We start from the raw sequence: 16,637 nt of genomic DNA on the forward strand, positions 1-16,637 counted from the left end.
GTGGGATCGGGCCCTGTCGTTGTCAGCGGCGTCACGTAGGCTCGCAAGTGACGCAAGACGACCGCGATCGCTACGAGGGAGGGGGCCCACGTGCTCATCGACACCTATGGCCGGGTGGCCACCGACCTGAGGGTCTCGCTGACCGACCGGTGCAATCTGCGCTGCACCTACTGCATGCCCGAGGAGGGCCTGCAATGGCTGGCCAAGCCGGACCTCCTCACGGACGACGAGATCGTCCGCCTGATCGACATCGCGGTCACCGGGCTCGGCATCGAGGAGGTCCGCTTCACCGGCGGCGAACCCCTGCTGCGCCCGGGCCTCGTCGGCATCGTGGAGCGGGTCGCCGCGCTGGCCCCCCGCCCCCAGATGTCTCTCACGACCAACGGCATCGGACTGCGCCGCACCGCCGAGGCCCTCAGGGCAGCGGGCCTGGACCGGGTCAACGTCTCCCTCGACACCCTGCGTCCCGACGTCTTCAAGACCCTCACCCGCCGCGACCGCCACAAGGACGTCCTCGAAGGCCTCGAAGCCGCCCGCGAGGCCGGCCTGACCCCGGTCAAGGTCAACTCGGTCCTGATGCCCGGCCTGAACGACGACGAGGCCCCGGACCTCCTCGCCTGGGCCGTCGAGAACGACTACGAGCTGCGCTTCATCGAGCAGATGCCGCTGGACGCCCAGCACGGCTGGAAGCGCGAGGGCATGGTCACGGCCGGGGACATCCTGGCCTCCCTGCGCACCCGCTTCGACCTCACCGCCGAGGGCGAGGGCGAGCGCGGCTCGGCCCCGGCGGAACGCTGGCTGGTGGACGGCGGCCCGCACCGGGTCGGCGTCATCGCCTCCGTCACCCGCCCGTTCTGCGCCGCCTGCGACCGCACCCGCCTCACGGCCGACGGCCAGGTCCGCACCTGTCTCTTCGCCCGTGAGGAGACGGACCTGCGAGCGGCCCTGCGGTCCGGCGCCCCCGACGAGGAGATAGCCCGTATCTGGCGTCTGGCCATGTGGGGCAAGAAGGCGGGCGCGGGTCTGGACGACCCGTCGTTCGTCCAGCCGGACCGCCCGATGTCGGCGATCGGCGGCTAGACCTGGCCGCCGGACAGGCCCCCGGAGTCCTCCCGGGACGTCCACTCGGTCAGCGGGACGACGTCCTTGAGGAAGCCGCGGACGCCGAGGAACTGCGACAGATGCTCGCGGTGCTCCTCGCACGCCAGCCATGTCTTGCGCCGCTCCGGCGCATGGATCTTCGGATTGTTCCACGCCAGGACCCACACCGCGTCGGCACGGCAGCCCTTGGCAGAACAGATCGGGGTCTCGTCACTCACAGACTTGTCTCACCACACGCACACAAAGGCGACGCCGAGCAGCCACGGGGGGAGCTGCCCGGCGTCGGTCCGTCGCTCCGACGGGGGATGCGGAGCGCGTACGAAGTATGTCACGGCCCCCCTCTCCCACGGGACTGGAACAACATGATTGATCTGAGCTTTTCCTGAGCTTGCCGCACAGCTCGGCCACGGCCGCCTCACGGCCGGTTCATGGCTTTCGCTCGGCCGGATCGGGCGCCGATTCCCGCCGCACGGATTCCGTGAAGCCCTCCTCTTGATGCAGGGAGCCGGCCCGTTCGTCCTCCGGGCGGGAGGGATCGATCATGGGCCGCACCGGCGCGCTCAGGAAGGTCGAGGGCAGTGAAGGCACGTTCTCGCGGCCCGCGTTGGCGATCACCACCGAGATGTAGGGGAGTACCACCCCCAGGACCAACGCCACGAGAGCCACGTGCCGTTCCACGTTCCACAGCGTCGCCGCGAGGATCACCGACACCGTGCGGATCGACATCGAGATGACGTAACGCCGCTGCCGGCCGCGCACGTCTTCCTGGAGACCCTGACGCGCACCGGTGATCCGGAACACCTGAACGTTCCCGCTGCCGGCCTGCTTCCGCATCACATTCCACCGTCCGCCCGCATCGCCCTCGCCTCGGCCCCTGTCCGGTCCGCTCCCGATCGGGGAACGACCCCCGGACGCGTTCCACGGTACGCCGCGACTGCGCCGCCTTCGAGACCGGGTCGGCTCCCGTCCCGGCGAAGGACCTGCGCCGTCGCACGTACGGCGGTACCCGACATGCGTCGTACGGCGAGCGGATCGAGACTTGGGGCAATGCTCAGGCAGAGCGTACGAGGAGGCAGCCATGGGCTGGTTGTGGGCGATCATCGTGGGTTTCGTGCTGGGCCTGATCGCCAAGGCGATCATCCCGGGAAAGCAGCACAGCCCGCTCTGGCTGACGACCATCTTCGGCATGCTGGGCGCCGTCGTGGGCAACTCGATCGCCCGCGCGTTCGGGGTCGAGGAGACCGCCGGCATCGACTGGAGCCGCCATCTCTTCCAGCTGATCGCCGCCATCATCATCGTCGCCCTCGGCGACATGCTCTACATGGCGACGCTGGGCAAGCGGAAGTACCACGCCTGACCCGGGCGACCTCGCCCACCGCCACGGCCCACCCCCTCGGGGGGCGGGCCGTGGCGGCAGGGCTCAGGCGCAGGGCTCAGGCGCCGGTGACCTCGACGGCGGCCAGGTTGCGCTTGCCGCGCCGCAGCACCAGCCACCGCCCGTGGATGAGCTCTTCCTTCGACGGGACGGCGTCCTCCGCGGTGACCTTGACGTTGTTCACGTAGGCCCCGCCCTCCTTCACGGTCCGCCGCGCGGCCGACTTGCTGGCCACCAGGCCGACCTCGGCGAACAGGTCCACGACCGGACCGAGCTCGGCGACCTCGACGTGCGGCACCTCGGAGAGGGCCGCCGCCAGCGTCCGGTCGTCGAGCTCGGCGAGCTCGCCCTGACCGAAGAGGGCCTTGGACGCGGCGATCACGGCCGCCGTCTGGTCGGCGCCGTGCACCAGCGTCGTCAGCTCCTCGGCCAGCGCGCGCTGCGCGGCCCTGGCCTGCGGACGCTCCTCGGTCTGCCGCTCCAGCTCCTCGATCTCCGCGTGGGAGCGGAAGCTGAAGATGCGCAGGAACTTCGAGACGTCCCGGTCGTCCGCGTTCAGCCAGAACTGGTAGAAGGCGTACGGCGTCGTCATCTCGGGGTCGAGCCAGACCGTGCCGGACTCCGTCTTGCCGAACTTGGTGCCGTCCGCCTTGGTGATCAGCGGAGTCGCCAGCGCGTGCACCACCGCGTCGGGCTCCACCCGGTGGATCAGGTCGGTGCCCGAGGTCAGGTTGCCCCACTGGTCGCTGCCGCCGGTCTGGAGCACGCAGCCGTGCCGGCGGTACAGCTCCAGGAAGTCCATGCCCTGGAGGATCTGGTAGCTGAACTCGGTGTAGCCGATGCCCGCGTCGGAGTTGAGCCGCCGGGAGACGGCCTCCTTGGCGATCATCTTGTTGACGCGGAAGTGCTTGCCGACGTCCCGCAGGAACTCGATGGCCGACATGCCCTGCGTCCAGTCCAGGTTGTTGACCATGACCGCCGCGTGCGGGCCCTCGAAGTCGAGCAGCGGCGCGATCTGCGCGCGCAGCCGCTCGACCCACTGGGCGACGACCTCCGGGGAGTTCAGCGTCCGCTCCGCGGTGGGTTTAGGGTCGCCGATCAGACCGGTGGCGCCCCCGACCAGGCCCAGCGGACGGTTGCCCGCCTGCTGGATCCTGCGCATCGTCAGGATCTGCACGAGGTTGCCGAGGTGCAGGCTGGGCGCGGTCGGGTCGAAGCCGCAATAGAACGTGACGGGACCGTCCGCGAACGCCTTGCGCAGTGCGTCCTCGTCAGTGGAGAGGGCGATCAGCCCGCGCCACTGCAGTTCGTCGACGATGTCCGTCACGGTTCTCATATCTCCTTGATGATCTTCGGGCACTCGCGGGGCGGTCGTACGACCACCGGCTACGAGGTTATACGCCCTGACTGACAGAGCTCATATTGAAGTCCGGCACCCGCAGCGCGGGCATCGCGGCCCTGGTGAACCAGTCGCTCCACTCCCGCGGCAGCGTCTTCTCGGTGCGCCCCGCCTGAGTCGCCCGCCCCAGCAGGCCCACCGGCGACTCGTTGAACCGGAAGTTGTTCACCTCGCCCACGACCTCGCCGTCCTCCACCAGGTAGACGCCGTCCCGGGTCAGACCGGTGAGGAGCAGCGTCGCCGGATCGACCTCCCGGATGTACCACAGGCAGGTGAGCAGCAGCCCGCGTCCGGTGCCCGCGACCATCTCCTCCAGGGAGCGGTCCTCGCCGCCGTCCAGGATCAGGTTGTCGGCCCCGGGCGACGCCGGCAGACCGGTCAGGGCCGCGCTGTGCCGGGTGGTCGTCAGGTGCTTCAGCTCGCCCGCCGAGATCCACTCGGTGGGCCGCACGGGCAGGCCGTTGTCGAAGACCGACTGATCGCCGCCGGAGGAGTGCGCGATGACGAACGGCGGCGACTCCAGACCCGGCTCGTGCGGGTCGCTGCGCAGGGTCAGCGGAAGCTCGGAGAGCTTCTCCCCGAGCCGGGTGCCGCCGCCGGGCTTGGAGAACACCGTCCGGCCCTCGGTCGCGTCCCGGCCGGACGCCGACCACAGCTGGTAGATCATCAGGTCCGCCACGGCGGTCGGCGGCAGCAGCGTCTCGTAGCGCCCGGCGGGCAGCTCGATCCGCCGCTGCGCCCAGCCCAGCCGTACGGCCAGCTCGGCGTCGAGCGCGGCCGGGTCGACGTCCTTGAAGTCCCGGGTCGAGCGGCCCGCCCACGCCGAACGCGTCCGGTCCGGGGACTTGGCGTTGAGCTCCAGCGTCCCGTTCGGCTGGTCGTGCCGCAGCCGCAGCCCGGTCGAGGTCCCCAGGTACGTCGAGACGAGCTCGTGGTTGGCGAACCCGTACAGCTCGCGACCGCCGGCGCGCGCGCGGGCGAACGCCTCGCCCAGCGCGGGCGCGAAGTCCGCGAACACCGCCGACGAGGTCTCCGCCGGCGCCTCCGTGAACTCGGGGGACGGGGCCACGCCGGTGACCAGCGGCTGCGCGTCCTCCGCGGGACCAGCGCCGCGCGCGGCCGCCTCGGCGGCCCGTACGAGGGGCTCCAGCTCGTCCGCGGTGACGGCGGCCCGCGAGACGACGCCGGAGGCGGTGCCCTCCCTGCCGTCGACCGTGGCGATGACGGTGAGCGTGCGCCCGCGCGTGACGCCGTTGGTCGTGAGCGCGTTCCCCGCCCAGCGCAGGTTGGCCGTCGACTGCTCGTCCGCGATGACGACACAGCCGTCGGCCCGCGACAGCTCGAGGGCGCGCTCGACGACCTCGTGCGGCTTCTGCGCCTTGTTGCTGCCCGCGCTCATCGACCGGCCTCCTGCGTGGTGTTGAGGATGTTGACTCCCTTGAAGAGGGCGGAGGGGCAGCCGTGCGACACCGCCGCCACCTGGCCCGGCTGGGCCTTGCCGCAGTTGAAGGCGCCGCCGAGGACGTAGGTCTGCGGACCGCCCACCGCGGCCATCGAACCCCAGAAGTCGGTGGTCGTCGCCTGGTAGGCCACGTCCCGCAGCTGCCCGGTGATCCGCCCGTTCTCGATACGGAAGAACCGCTGGCCGGTGAACTGGAAGTTGTAGCGCTGCATGTCGATGGACCAGGACCGGTCCCCGACGACGTAGATGCCCCGGTCGACGCTGCCGATGAGCCCCTCGGTCGACATGCCGGCCGGGTCCGGGCGCAGCGACACGTTGGCCATGCGCTGCACCGGCACATGGCCGGGGGAGTCGGCGAAGGCGCAGCCGTTGGAGCGCTCGAACCCGGTCAGCTTCGCGATCCGCCGGTCCAGCTGGTAGCCGACGAGCGTGCCGTCCTTGACGAGGTCCCAGGACTGGCCCTCGACGCCCTCGTCGTCGTAGCCGACGGTCGCCAGGCCGTGCTCGGCGGTGCGGTCGCCCGTGACGTTCATCAGGTCCGAGCCGTAGCGCAGCTTTCCGAGCTGGTCGAAGGTGGCGAAGGAGGTGCCCGCGTAGGCGGCCTCGTAGCCGAGGGCCCGGTCCAGCTCCGTGGCGTGCCCGATGGACTCGTGGATGGTCAGCCACAGGTTGGACGGGTCGACGACCAGGTCGTACAGGCCGGGCTCGACGCTCGGTGCCCGCATCTTCTCGGCGAGCAGTTCCGGGATCCGGTCGAGTTCCTCGTCCCAGTCCCAGCCGGTGCCCGTGAGGTACTCCCAGCCGCGTCCGACCGGCGGCGCGATGGTGCGCATGGAGTCGAACTCGCCGCTCGACTCGTCGACCGACACCGCGTTCAGCGAAGGGTGCAGCCGGACCCGCTGCTGTGTGGTCGCCGTGCCGGCCGTGTCGGCGTAGAACTTGTTCTCGTGGACGGTGAGCAGCGAGGCGTCCACGTGGTTGATCCCGTTGGCCGCCAGCAGCCGCGCGCTCCAGTCGGCGAGCAGCGCCGCCTTCTCCTCGTCCGGGACGGTGAACGGGTCGATCTCGTAGGACGAGATCCACGTCCGGTCGGCGTGCACCGGCTCGTCGGCCAGCTCCACCCTCTCGTCCGATCCGGCGGCCTTGATCACCTGCGCGGACAGCTTGGCCATCGCCACGGCCTGCGAGGCGACCCGCGCGGCCGCGTCCATAGTCAGATCCACCCCGGAGGCGAATCCCCAGGTACCGCCGTGCACGACCCGCACCGCGTACCCGAGGTCGGTCGTGTCGGACGAACCGGCGGGCTTGGCGTCCCGCAGCCGCCAGGACGCGCTGCGCACCCGCTCGAACCGGAAGTCCGCGTGCTCCGCCCCGAGCGCACGCGCGCGTGCGAGCGCGGCGTCGGCGAGGGCGCGCAGGGGCAGGGCCGTGAAACTCTCATCGATGCTATGGGGCACCTACGTGTCTCCCTGGTGTCGTCACGTGTGAAGGCTCCGATCATGTCGCGCCCGGCGGCCGCCGGACCACACCTTTCCGCCCCGCTTCCGCAAACTTTCTGTAGGGACCCCACAGCCAGCCCGGTGAGCCACTGTCGGTGCCCGAATGTCCGCGGACGGGAGGGGACCGATAGGTTTCGAGTGAAGCCACCTGCCGTCCCGTGTGCGGTCAGGTGCGTCAGATCACTATCGAAAGGGTGATCCGTTGAGCCGCTCGGTTCTCGTCACCGGAGGAAACCGGGGCATCGGCCTCGCCATCGCCCGCGCGTTCGCCGACGCCGGCGACAAGGTCGCGATCACGTACCGCTCGGGCGAGCCACCGGCCGGCTTCCTGGCGGTCAAGTGCGACATCACCGATTCCGAGCAGGTGGAGCAGGCCTACAAGGAGATCGAGGCCGAGCACGGCCCCGTGGAGATCCTCGTCGCCAACGCCGGCGTCACCAAGGACCAGCTCCTGATGCGCATGTCCGAGGAGGACTTCACCTCGGTCATCGACACCAACCTCACCGGCACCTTCCGCGTCGTCAAGCGTGCCAACCGGGGCATGCTGCGCGCCAAGAAGGGCCGCGTCGTGCTGATCTCGTCGGTCGTGGGCCTGTACGGCTCGCCCGGCCAGGCGAACTACGCCGCGTCCAAGGCCGCCCTCGTCGGCTTCGCGCGTTCCCTCGCCCGTGAGCTGGGATCACGCAACATCACCTTCAACGTCGTCGCGCCCGGCTTCGTCGACACCGACATGACCAAGGCGCTCACCGACGAGCAGCGCGAGAACATCGTCTCGCAGGTCCCGCTCGGCCGGTACGCGCAGCCGGAGGAGATCGCCGCGACGGTGCGGTTCCTCACCTCGGACGACGCCTCGTACATCACTGGAGCCGTCATTCCCGTTGACGGCGGACTGGGAATGGGTCACTGATCACCATGAGCGGAATCCTCGAGGGCAAGCGCGTCCTGATCACCGGTGTGCTGATGGAGTCCTCCATCGCCTTCCACACCGCCAAGCTGGCCCAGGAGCAGGGTGCCGAGATCATCCTGACGGCCTTCCCGCGGCCCACGCTGACCGAGCGCATCGCCCGGAAGCTGCCCAAGCCCACCAAGGTCATCGAGCTCGACGTGACCAACGACGAGCACCTCGCCCGGCTGGCCGACGTCGTCGGCGAGGAGCTCGGCGGCCTCGACGGCGTCGTGCACTCCATCGGTTTCGCGCCGCAGGACGCGCTCGGCGGCAACTTCCTGAACACGCCGTTCGAGTCGGTCGCCACGGCCATGCACGTCTCGGCGTTCTCCCTGAAGTCGCTCACCATGGCCTGCCTGCCGCTGATGCAGAACGGCGGCTCGGTCGTCGGCCTCACCTTCGACGCCTCGTTCGCCTGGCCGCAGTACGACTGGATGGGCCCCGCCAAGGCGGCCCTGGAGGCCACCAGCCGCTACATGGCCCGGGACCTGGGCAAGCAGAACATCCGCTGCAACCTCGTCTCGGCGGGCCCGATCGGCTCCATGGCCGCCAAGTCCATCCCGGGCTTCGCCGAGCTGGCGTCCGTGTGGGACAACCGGGCCCCGCTGGAGTGGGACCTCAAGGACCCCGAGCCGGCCGGCCGCGGTGTCGTCGCCCTGCTGAGCGACTGGTTCCCGAAGACCACGGGCGAGATCGTCCACGTGGACGGCGGTCTGCACGCCGTAGGAGCCTGATCCCCGAAGCCTTGCCGACGCCCCGCTCTCCCCGCCCGCGCGGAGAGCGGGGCGTCACCCGTTCGGCCCCTTTGGCCAGGCGCGGGAGCCCTCCCGCGAGCCACTCTGAGGTGCGGGTACGTCACCGCGCTTTCCTCCCCAGCACGGCCGAGGAGGTCCCCTTGTGCGCCTGTCTCGCAGCCTGGCCCCAGTGACCGTCGCCGTCTGTCTCGTCCTGTCGCTGCCGTACGACGCGATGCCGCACGCACGCGTGGCGGCGCCGCGGGCCGCCCCCGTCGCCCCCGAGGAGCCGTTCGGCGCGGAGTGCCGCACCGACGTCCAGGGCTCCCGCGTCGTCGTCCACTGCCACAACCCCTACGCCGACACCGACAGCGTCCGTCTGCACATCGAGTGCGACCGCTGGTGGGATCTCGACACCGACGGCGCCCCCGTCGACGTGGGTCCCGCGCAGACCGTGCGGCTCACCGGCCGCTGCTGGAAGGAGGTCCGCTCGGTCTGGGTCAGCCACCGGAAGCGGTGAACCGGCCGGGCCGGCACAGCAGCGGATAGCCGGCCGCCTCCGCGGCGGCGGTCTCCGCGTCGCCCGCGCGGATCGCGTCCACCAGCCGCGTGTGGTCCATGTAGGTCTCCGGCGTCAGCTCCTCGCCGACGTCCTCGCGCAGCCAGTCCCGCAGCACCTCGCCGAGGTCCGCGTACATCGCGGTCATGACGTCGTTGTGGGAGGCCGCGACGACCGCCAGGTGGAAGGTCGCGTCCGCCGTCACGAACGCCTCGGCGTCGCCCGACTCCCAGGCCCGCTCACGCCGCAGGAGGAGGGCGTCCAGCTGCTTGAGGTCCTTCTCCGTGCGCCGACCGGCCGCCAGCCGTGCCGCGCTGGACTCCAGCGTGGCGCGCAGTTCGGCGATGTGGCCCGGATCGGCGTCGGCGAAGCGGCGGTGCATCACGCCCGCGAGTTCGCTGGTCGCCGCCACGTACGTGCCCGAGCCCTGCCGGATGTCCAGCAGCCCGTTGTGCGCGAGGGCGCGGACCGCCTCGCGGACCGTGTTGCGGGCGACGCCCAGCTGCTCGACCAGCTCGGGCTCCGTGGGGATGCGCGAGCCGACCGGCCACTCGCCCGAGGTGATCTGGGTGCGCAGCGCGGCGATGACCTGCTCGGACAGCGCCGAGCGGTGGGGATGGCTCAGGGGCATGGCACACCTTCGCACGTGCGGGGCGGCCGCATGGCACCCGGGGATGGACAGCCAATCATCCCATGATTCTATGATGGACGGCATGGCGAGCGAGCAGATCCGTACGACGACACCCCTGACTTCGCGTGATCCCGCGGAGGGCGAGCCCCCGCACGCCCCCACGCGCGCGGGGAAGTGGCGTACGCGCCTGCTCGTGGCCGGGATCGTGCTGGCCGCGCTGAACCTGCGGCCCGCCATCACCAGCCTCGGCGCCCTGCTGGAGGAGGTGCGCGACGGACTCGGCATGAGCGGCACCGTGGCCGGGCTGCTGACCTCGGTGCCCCCGCTCTGCTTCGCCGTCTTCGGGGTCATGGCGCCCAGGCTGGCACGGCGCTTCGGCGCCGGCGCCGTCGTGTGTGCCGGAATGGCCGCCATCGCGGCGGGACTGCTGCTGCGGCCCTACGCGGGCGGCACGGCGGGATTCCTCGCCGCCAGCGCGCTCGCCCTCATGGGCATCGCCGTCAGCAACGTCCTGATGCCGGTCATCGTCAAGCGCCACTTCCCCGACCGGGTCGGGCCCATGACCGGCCTGTACTCCATGGCCCTCGCCCTCGGCACCTCCGCCGCCGCCGCGACCACCGTGCCGATGACGCAGGCGGTCGGCGGCAGCTGGCGGACCGGGCTCGTCCTGTGGGCGGCCCTGGCGGCGGCCGCCGTCCTGCCCTGGCTGCCCCTCGCCCGCGAGCACGGGACGTCCGCGGGAGGCACGGGCAGGACGGGCGAGCGGCGGAGACGCGCCCCCCGGCCCGCCGCCCCGCGGACGCAGACGCCCGCACCGCAGGCCGACACCGCCGTACCGGCCGCCCAGGCGCGCGTGCCGCAGACCGACGGCCGCCTGCCGCGGGCCCACGCGCGCGTGCCGCAGCCGCCGACCGCCCCGCTGCGCATCACCCGCAGCCGCACCGCGTGGGCGCTCGCCGTCTTCTTCGGCCTACAGGCCACCGCCGCCTACATCACCATGGGATGGATGCCGCAGATCTTCCGGGACGCGGGTGTGTCCGCCGGCACCGCCGGACTGCTGCTCGCCGTGACCATGGCGATGGGCGTGCCCCTGGCCTTCGTCATACCGCGCGTCGCCACCCGGCTGCCGCACCAGGGGCCGATCGTCCTCGCGCTCGGCGCCTGCGGGCTCGTCGGGTACACGGGCCTCTACCTCGCCCCGGCCGGCGGCGCCTGGCTCTGGGCCGTGCTGCTCGGCATCGCCAACTGCGCCTTCCCGCTCGCCCTCACGATGGTCGGCATGCGCGCCAGGACCGGCGCGGGCGTGGCCCAGCTCTCGGCGTTCGCGCAGAGCACCGGCTACCTGATCTCCATTCCCGGCCCGCTGCTGGTGGGCGTCCTCTACCAGCACAGCGGCGGCTGGGGCCTGCCTCTGGCGCTCATGGCGGCCCTGATGGTCCCGCAGACGGTCGTGGGCTTCCTCGCGGGCCGCGACCGCACGGTGGAGGAGGAGGCCGCCCGCGGGCGCGCCCGCTGAACGGGCGCGGTCACCCCGCGGCGACCGGCACGGACGCGGAGTGCGAGACTTGCCCCATGCCAGTGCTCGATCCGAACCCGCGCAACGGCCAGAAGAAGATGCTGCTCGTCTTCGGCTCGTTCCTCGCCATCTTCGTCGTCATCGCCGTCATCGCGACCATCGCCTCGCCCTGACGACCCGGCCCGGGGTGGGGTTAACCCCCCGTCCCCTAGGGGGCGAGGGTCAGGGTCGAGTGGGTGGATCACCGGATGGGCCGGGGGCCGCCGGTTCCGTAACTTCGAGAGTGTGACCGCGAGGACGCGGAGCACCTGCCAAGGGTCCACGGACCACTCGAAGACAGCGGAGGCACCCATGTCGGCCCCTACGCACACCCGGCCCCACCCGGCCGCCACGGGCGGCGTCGACTCGCGGCTGCCCTGGTGGGCCCTCGCCCTCCCCACGCTCGCCTTCATCACCCTGTTCGTGCTGATACTGAACCCGGCCGACGCCCACGCGGCCACGGGCGACCCGGCGATCACGCATCTCGTCGAGCGGGTACAGCAGCTGGTCGCCCACTAGCGCGCACCTGAGGACCGCTGGTGAAGCCGCATGTCAACTCCCTGCGCCCCATGGCCTGTTTCATGCGAAGCTGGGACTCATGAGCGTCGCAGAACCCCGCAGGATCGTCCTCTTCCGCCATGCGAAGGCCGACTGGCCACAGGTGACCGACCATGAGCGTCCGCTCGCCGAGCGGGGGCGTATGGACGCCGCCGTCGCCGGACGCAGACTGGTCGACATCGGTGTCCCCATCGACCTGGCCCTCTGCTCCACCGCGGTCCGCACCCGCGAGACATGGAAGATCGCCGTCCACGAGTTCCCGCAGCGGCCGAAAACCGTCTACGAGGAGCGGATCTACGAGGCCTCACCGGGTGAGCTGATCGCCCTGCTCAACGAAACACCGGACGACGCGCGTGACGTCGTCCTGATCGGCCACAACCCGGGCATCCAGGGACTCGCCGACATCCTGTCCGGCCAAGCCGAGGGCGACGCCGGCGAGCGGATGCGCGGCCGCGGGTTCCCGGCCGCCGCCTTCGCCGTCCTCTCCTTCGACGGCTCCTGGAAGTCCCTGGAGCCGGGCGTGGCCACCCTGCTCGACTACTGGGCACCCGCCGAGTAACCCACCGCGCACGCGTACGGGGCCCGGCACCGCATCGGTGCCGGGCCCCGCTCGTCGCGCTCCGCTTCCCTAGTGCTCGTCGTGGGTCTCGGCGGCCTCGACCTCTTCGCGGGTGATGCCGAGCAGATACAGCACGGTGTCCAGGAACGGCACGTTCACCGCCGTGTGCGCCGCCTCGCGCACCACCGGCTTGGCGTTGAAGGCGACCCCGAGGCCGGCCGCGTTGAGCATGTCGAGGTCGTTCGCGCCGTCGCCGATCGCCACGGTCTGCGAGAGCGGCACCCCCGCCTCGGCGGCGAACCGGCGCAGCAGCCGGGCCTTGCCCGCCCGGTCCACGATCTCGCCGGTCACCCGGCCGGTCAGCCTTCCGTCGACGATCTCCAAGGTGTTGGCCTGGGCGAAGTCCAGCCCCAGTCGCTCCTGGAGATCGTCGGTGACCTGGGTGAACCCGCCGGAGACGACGCCCACCTGGTACCCGAGCCGCTTCAGCGTCCTGATCAGCGTGCGCGCACCCGGCGTCAGCCGCACCTCGGTGCGCACCTTCTCCACGACCGAGGCGTCCAGTCCCGCCAGCAGCGCCACCCGCGCGTGCAGCGACTGCTCGAAGTCGAGCTCGCCGCGCATCGCGGACGCCGTCACCTCGGCGACCTCGGCCTCGCAGCCGGCGTGCGCGGCGAAGAGCTCGATCACCTCGTCCTGGATCAGGGTGGAGTCGACGTCCATGACGACGAGCCGCTGGGCCCGCCGGTACAGGCCCGCGTCGACCACCGCGACGTCCACTCCCAGCGCCGCCGCGTCCGTGACCAGCGCCGTGCGCAGCGGTTCGGTCTCCACGCCGGACACCGCGAACTCCACGGCGGTGACCGGGTACTTGGCGAGCCGGAAGATGCGGTCGATGTTGCCGCCGGCCTTCGTGATCTTCGCGGCGACCGCCGCCGTGGCCTCCGCGGTCAGCGGGTGCCCGAGCACGGTGACCAGCGACCTGCCGAGGCCGCGCGGCCGGTTGTCGCCGATGCCTGAGATGATCTCGGCCTGCATCTTCATCGACTCGGCCCAGCTGTGGACCGTCGAGCGCAGCTCGCCCTCCATACCGGTCGGCGGCTCGGTCACGAGCGCGCACAGCACCATCCGGCCTCGGGTCACGACCTGCTCGATGTCGACCACGTCGACGGAGAAGGCGGCGAGGGTGTCGAAGAGGCCGGCCGTGATGCCCGGCCTGTCCTTGCCGAAGATCTTGACAAGGAGCGTGGGGACGTCGGAGGACGAAGTCTGCAAAGCGCTCATGGTGTACCCACCGTATCCGGCACCCAGTGCCGCCCGCCGCTCAGGTCCGCCTGACGGACGGGTAACAGTGGATGTCGACGAGATGGCGCCCACCTGGACGAAAGCCCGGCCCCTCGCAAGCGGCCCCCACACCGTCCCCGTCCGCGGCCCCCTCGCCCGTCCGCGGCCCTCGCGTCTTGTCCCTCCGCCCTCGGTGCTTTGCCCGTCCGCCACCGCGCGTCCAGCCGCGACGTCCCGATGACGCTCATGCCCTTCCTGCACTCCCTGGCCCTCACCCGCAGCCTCACCTGACCCGCGGCCCACCCGGACCCGCGGGCCCACCCGCCCCCGTGCCTTGCCCGGCCGTCCCCGGCGCTTTGCCGTCCGTAGCCCCCGTGCCTTGCTCGGCCGCCCTCGGTGCTTTGCCCGTCCGGAGTCCCCGTGCCTTGCTCGGCCGTCCCCGGCGCCTTGCCGTCCACAGCCCTCACGCCTTGCCCGGCCGCCCCCACGCCCTGCCCACCGCGGCTCCCGTGTCCGGCCCGGCCGCCGCGGGCGGACCGGCGGCGGTGCCCCGCGCCCGGCCATGACCACGGCGCCGCGTCCTCTCCTCGGACCCTCGGAGCCACCCCCACCCGGGCCCGCCCCCCCCGGCGCCCGTACCGGTTTGCTCGCGCCGCCCCGGACTCGCCGCCCAGGGCGCCCGGGCCTTCTCGATCCACGGCATCCGCAGCACTCGGCTCCGGGGGCGGAAGACCCCCGCACCCCGCACCCCACCCCGTGCCTTGCGCCACTACTCGCCCGGCCCCCGGACCCCGCGCACCCGCCGGGCGGCGCCCGTGCTCACCTTCGGCCTCCCGGGGGCCCGGGGGTCCGGGGAGGTGGTGGGGGAGGAGGCGGGGGCGGGCCCTCGTCCGAGTCGGGTCGCGGGCGCTCGCCGGGGCGCTGCCCGGGAGGGCGACGCGGTGGCCGCGGACCCTGCCCGGCCGGCCGGACCACGGTCGGCGCCCCGTAGACGTCGTCCGCCCCCGGCGCCGCGGCGGGCGGCCACCCGCCGCGCCGGGCGTCCGGCGACGGCTCGTCCCCCCGTGCGCCCTCACGGGGCCCGGACGGGCCGGGCCCCTCGCCCGGCGCCCGCCGCGGCCGGGCGTCCCGCGGCCGCCGCACCTCCTCGGGGATCCTCAGGTAGGGATTGGTGTCCGGGTTCGGCGGCCGGTACGAGGGCCCGTCCGCCGAGTACGGCCCCGCCCGCTCCGACGTGGACGCCGAGCGCCCGCCGCCCGCGCCGGACCCGCCGCCGCCCGCGTCACCCCGTGCCAGGGGCGCCGCAAACCGCCCGGCGGCTCCCGTCGCACGGGCCAGCAGCGCCCCCGCGGCGCCGGCCCCTGCGCCCCAGGCCGCGCCGAGCAGCAAGGCCGCCCCGAGGTGCCCCCGCAGGTCGATCCCGGCACCGAAGGCGTCGAACCCCAGCACGGACAGCGACGCGTCCACCGAGACGTTCGTCAGCCAGGCGATCAGCGGCAGCGCCGCCGCCGTCGCCGACCCGAGCCGCACCGCACAGTGCACCGCGAACCCGCCCGCCCCGGCCCCGCGTCCGCCCCGGCCGCCGTGTCCCTCGCCCGCCCCCGGCACCGCGGGCCCCACGGGGGTCCGCACGGCCGTCAGCACCCCGGCCAGCAGCATCATCAGCGCCGCCGCCACGCCGAGCAGCCACACCCGTCCGTCCAGCTCGGCGAGACGGCCGAGGGTCACCGGCTGTCCGGTGCCGCCGTCGAGCAGATCGTCCAGCGGGTCCGGCAGGACGCTCGTCAGCGCGCCCGTGGCCTCGCCGTCCCAGGGGACGAACAGGCCGATCGGGATGCCCAGCCAGACCCCGTTGGGCGCCCCGAGCAGCGCCGCTCCCGCGATCCGCTTCGGATGGTCGTCGCCGATGGCCGCGTACGCCGCCGCGGCGCACCCGGCCGCCACGGCCACCAGCAGCACGGTCACCACGGCGGACACCGCCGGCCGCACCACGCGGTGGACGGCCTCCCAGCCGGGCGGCAGCGGTGTGCGGCGCGAGGCGAGCAGGGCGATCAGCAGGATGCCGAGCGACCAGCCGAGGCCCCCCAGCAGGGTGGGCGCCGTGTCGACGGTGAAACCGACCGCCGCCTTCGCGTCGACGAGGTCGCCGAGCCGGTCGGGCAGCAGTCCGCCGATGTCCCCGACGCTCCCGAGCCCGGGGATGTCCAGCCCCCCGCCGCCGCTCCCGCCCCCCGTGCCGGGCAGGTCGTCCAGGCCCAGCTTGCTCCCGTCGAGCGTGATGACGTCGTGCCCCGCCCAGGCCAGTCCGCCCAGCATCGCCGCGTACAGCGCCACCACCGCGCCCACGCGCGCCAGGAGTTCGGCCGGGGCGACGACAACTGCGGCCGTGCGCAGGGACCGCAGGAAGAACCAGGCCAGCAGCAGCGCACCGACCAGGCTCACCCCCAGTGGCGTGATCTCGATGGCGGTGGCCGTCTCCGCGCCCGTCAGACCGAACGCGGAGACGTCGCCCGACGGGGTCACCGAGCCGCCGGCCGCCAGGGCCACCACCGCGGCCGTCATCGGACCCAGCGAACCGGCCGAGTCCGCCCCCAGCAGGTGCAGTCCCAGTGCCGCCGTCCCCGCCATCCCGATCAACGCCCAGCTCACCGCGGCGATCGCGGCGAGCACCACGTCCGTCCACGGCACACCCCTGGCGCGCACCGCGTTCCCACTGCCCTCGACACCCGTACCGGCACTCATGCAGACCCCCCGATCCGCGGCGCGCGGCGGCGAAGATCGCCGCTTCCGTCCCCCTCGCGTGCTTTACCACTCTCCGGGCCGGTTTCAACCCCGTCAACGGGAACGGCCGATACGCTCGCGCACGCTCTTCACAAGGCCCGACTTTCGGTCAGGGGGCCGCTACTGAAATAGTTCCCCCCGATGTTCGACATCCCTAGACTCCCCGTTGATGGGGCTAACTCGGGGGACAACTC

At 72.4% G+C, this 16,637-nt stretch carries 17 protein-coding genes and 1 pseudogene; 10 read left to right on the forward strand and 8 right to left on the reverse strand.

What is annotated here, in order from left to right; genetic code table 11:
• The first annotated feature begins 90 nt into the window (after positions 1 to 90).
• Positions 91 to 1,080, forward strand: a complete 990-nt coding sequence (moaA, locus tag Saso_RS04210; RefSeq protein WP_229901564.1) for a GTP 3',8-cyclase MoaA — start codon at positions 91 to 93, stop codon at positions 1,078 to 1,080.
• On the opposite strand, the gene Saso_RS04215 is transcribed toward moaA, so the two are convergent.
• Together Saso_RS04215 and Saso_RS04220 are read right to left on the reverse strand one after the other, a co-directional pair.
• The gene (locus Saso_RS04215) at positions 1,077 to 1,319 is read right to left on the reverse strand and encodes a hypothetical protein (RefSeq protein ID WP_189927817.1); all 243 of its coding nucleotides are present in this window, start codon (positions 1,317 to 1,319) and stop codon (positions 1,077 to 1,079) included. The two genes, moaA and Saso_RS04215, sit on opposite strands and share 4 nt — an antisense overlap.
• A 208-nt stretch (positions 1,320 to 1,527) precedes the next feature.
• Positions 1,528 to 1,935, reverse strand: coding sequence for a DUF3099 domain-containing protein (locus tag Saso_RS04220; RefSeq protein ID WP_189927816.1), 408 nt, complete (start codon positions 1,933 to 1,935; stop codon positions 1,528 to 1,530).
• Positions 1,936 to 2,179: 244 nt separating this feature from the next.
• On the opposite strand from Saso_RS04220, the gene Saso_RS04225 reads away from it, so the two are divergent.
• On the forward strand, positions 2,180 to 2,458 hold the full coding sequence (locus tag Saso_RS04225; protein WP_189927815.1) for a GlsB/YeaQ/YmgE family stress response membrane protein: 279 nt from the start codon (positions 2,180 to 2,182) through the stop codon (positions 2,456 to 2,458).
• Positions 2,459 to 2,534: 76 nt separating this feature from the next.
• Here the strand turns inward: Saso_RS04225 and tyrS are convergent, their stop codons facing one another.
• From tyrS to Saso_RS04240, 3 genes are all read right to left on the reverse strand, one after another.
• The gene (tyrS, locus tag Saso_RS04230; RefSeq protein WP_189927932.1) at positions 2,535 to 3,803 is read right to left on the reverse strand and encodes a tyrosine--tRNA ligase; all 1,269 of its coding nucleotides are present in this window, start codon (positions 3,801 to 3,803) and stop codon (positions 2,535 to 2,537) included.
• Positions 3,804 to 3,870: 67 nt separating this feature from the next.
• Positions 3,871 to 5,274 carry a metallopeptidase TldD-related protein gene (locus Saso_RS04235; RefSeq protein WP_189927814.1) on the reverse strand — a complete coding sequence of 468 codons (1,404 nt, stop codon included), beginning with the start codon at positions 5,272 to 5,274 and terminating at the stop codon, positions 3,871 to 3,873.
• Entirely contained in the window at positions 5,271 to 6,794 is a 1,524-nt protein-coding gene (locus Saso_RS04240; RefSeq protein ID WP_189927813.1) for a TldD/PmbA family protein, read from the reverse strand. The genes Saso_RS04235 and Saso_RS04240 overlap by 4 nt, the downstream gene beginning before the upstream one ends.
• 244 nt (positions 6,795 to 7,038) lie before the next feature.
• On the opposite strand from Saso_RS04240, the gene fabG reads away from it, so the two are divergent.
• From fabG to Saso_RS04255, 3 genes are all read left to right on the forward strand, one after another.
• The gene (gene fabG, locus Saso_RS04245; protein ID WP_189927812.1) at positions 7,039 to 7,743 is read left to right on the forward strand and encodes a 3-oxoacyl-[acyl-carrier-protein] reductase; all 705 of its coding nucleotides are present in this window, start codon (positions 7,039 to 7,041) and stop codon (positions 7,741 to 7,743) included.
• 5 nt (positions 7,744 to 7,748) lie between these two features.
• Complete coding sequence (gene fabI, locus Saso_RS04250) at positions 7,749 to 8,516, forward strand: enoyl-ACP reductase FabI (protein ID WP_189927811.1); 768 nt, start codon at positions 7,749 to 7,751, stop codon at positions 8,514 to 8,516.
• A gap of 163 nt (positions 8,517 to 8,679) precedes the next feature.
• Entirely contained in the window at positions 8,680 to 9,036 is a 357-nt protein-coding gene (locus Saso_RS04255; protein ID WP_189927810.1) for a hypothetical protein, read from the forward strand.
• On the opposite strand, the gene Saso_RS04260 is transcribed toward Saso_RS04255, so the two are convergent.
• Positions 9,017 to 9,706: a FadR/GntR family transcriptional regulator gene (locus Saso_RS04260; protein ID WP_189927809.1), complete on the reverse strand. Its 690-nt coding sequence runs from the start codon at positions 9,704 to 9,706 to the stop codon at positions 9,017 to 9,019. The two genes, Saso_RS04255 and Saso_RS04260, sit on opposite strands and share 20 nt — an antisense overlap.
• Before the next feature lie 70 nt (positions 9,707 to 9,776).
• Between Saso_RS04260 and Saso_RS04265 the strand changes: the two genes are divergently transcribed.
• From Saso_RS04265 to Saso_RS04275, 4 genes are all read left to right on the forward strand, one after another.
• Positions 9,777 to 11,222 (forward strand): CynX/NimT family MFS transporter, encoded by a 1,446-nt coding sequence (locus Saso_RS04265; RefSeq protein WP_189927808.1) that lies wholly within the window; start codon positions 9,777 to 9,779, stop codon positions 11,220 to 11,222.
• 56 nt (positions 11,223 to 11,278) lie between these two features.
• A complete protein-coding gene (locus Saso_RS38720) occupies positions 11,279 to 11,395 on the forward strand; it encodes an SGM_5486 family transporter-associated protein (RefSeq protein ID WP_267926429.1) in 117 nt (38 codons plus the stop codon).
• A 178-nt stretch (positions 11,396 to 11,573) separates the two neighbouring features.
• Positions 11,574 to 11,780 carry a hypothetical protein gene (locus tag Saso_RS04270; protein WP_189927807.1) on the forward strand — a complete coding sequence of 69 codons (207 nt, stop codon included), beginning with the start codon at positions 11,574 to 11,576 and terminating at the stop codon, positions 11,778 to 11,780.
• Positions 11,781 to 11,859: 79 nt separating this feature from the next.
• Complete coding sequence (locus tag Saso_RS04275) at positions 11,860 to 12,378, forward strand: SixA phosphatase family protein (protein ID WP_189927806.1); 519 nt, start codon at positions 11,860 to 11,862, stop codon at positions 12,376 to 12,378.
• A 69-nt stretch (positions 12,379 to 12,447) separates the two neighbouring features.
• On the opposite strand, the gene serB is transcribed toward Saso_RS04275, so the two are convergent.
• Positions 12,448 to 13,662, reverse strand: a complete 1,215-nt coding sequence (gene serB / locus Saso_RS04280; protein ID WP_189927805.1) for a phosphoserine phosphatase SerB — start codon at positions 13,660 to 13,662, stop codon at positions 12,448 to 12,450.
• 204 nt (positions 13,663 to 13,866) lie between these two features.
• On the opposite strand from serB, the pseudogene Saso_RS38905 reads away from it, so the two are divergent.
• Positions 13,867 to 13,953 (forward strand): annotated as a pseudogene (locus tag Saso_RS38905) (ATP-binding protein); the annotation flags it as partial.
• Between the two features lie 528 nt (positions 13,954 to 14,481).
• Here Saso_RS38905 and Saso_RS04290 read toward each other — a convergent pair.
• Positions 14,482 to 16,404, reverse strand: a complete 1,923-nt coding sequence (locus tag Saso_RS04290; RefSeq protein WP_189927804.1) for a streptophobe family protein — start codon at positions 16,402 to 16,404, stop codon at positions 14,482 to 14,484.
• Between the last annotated feature and the right edge of the window lie 233 nt (positions 16,405 to 16,637).

Source organism: Streptomyces asoensis, assembly GCF_016860545.1.
In the GTDB taxonomy this organism is placed as follows: domain Bacteria; phylum Actinomycetota; class Actinomycetes; order Streptomycetales; family Streptomycetaceae; genus Streptomyces; species Streptomyces asoensis.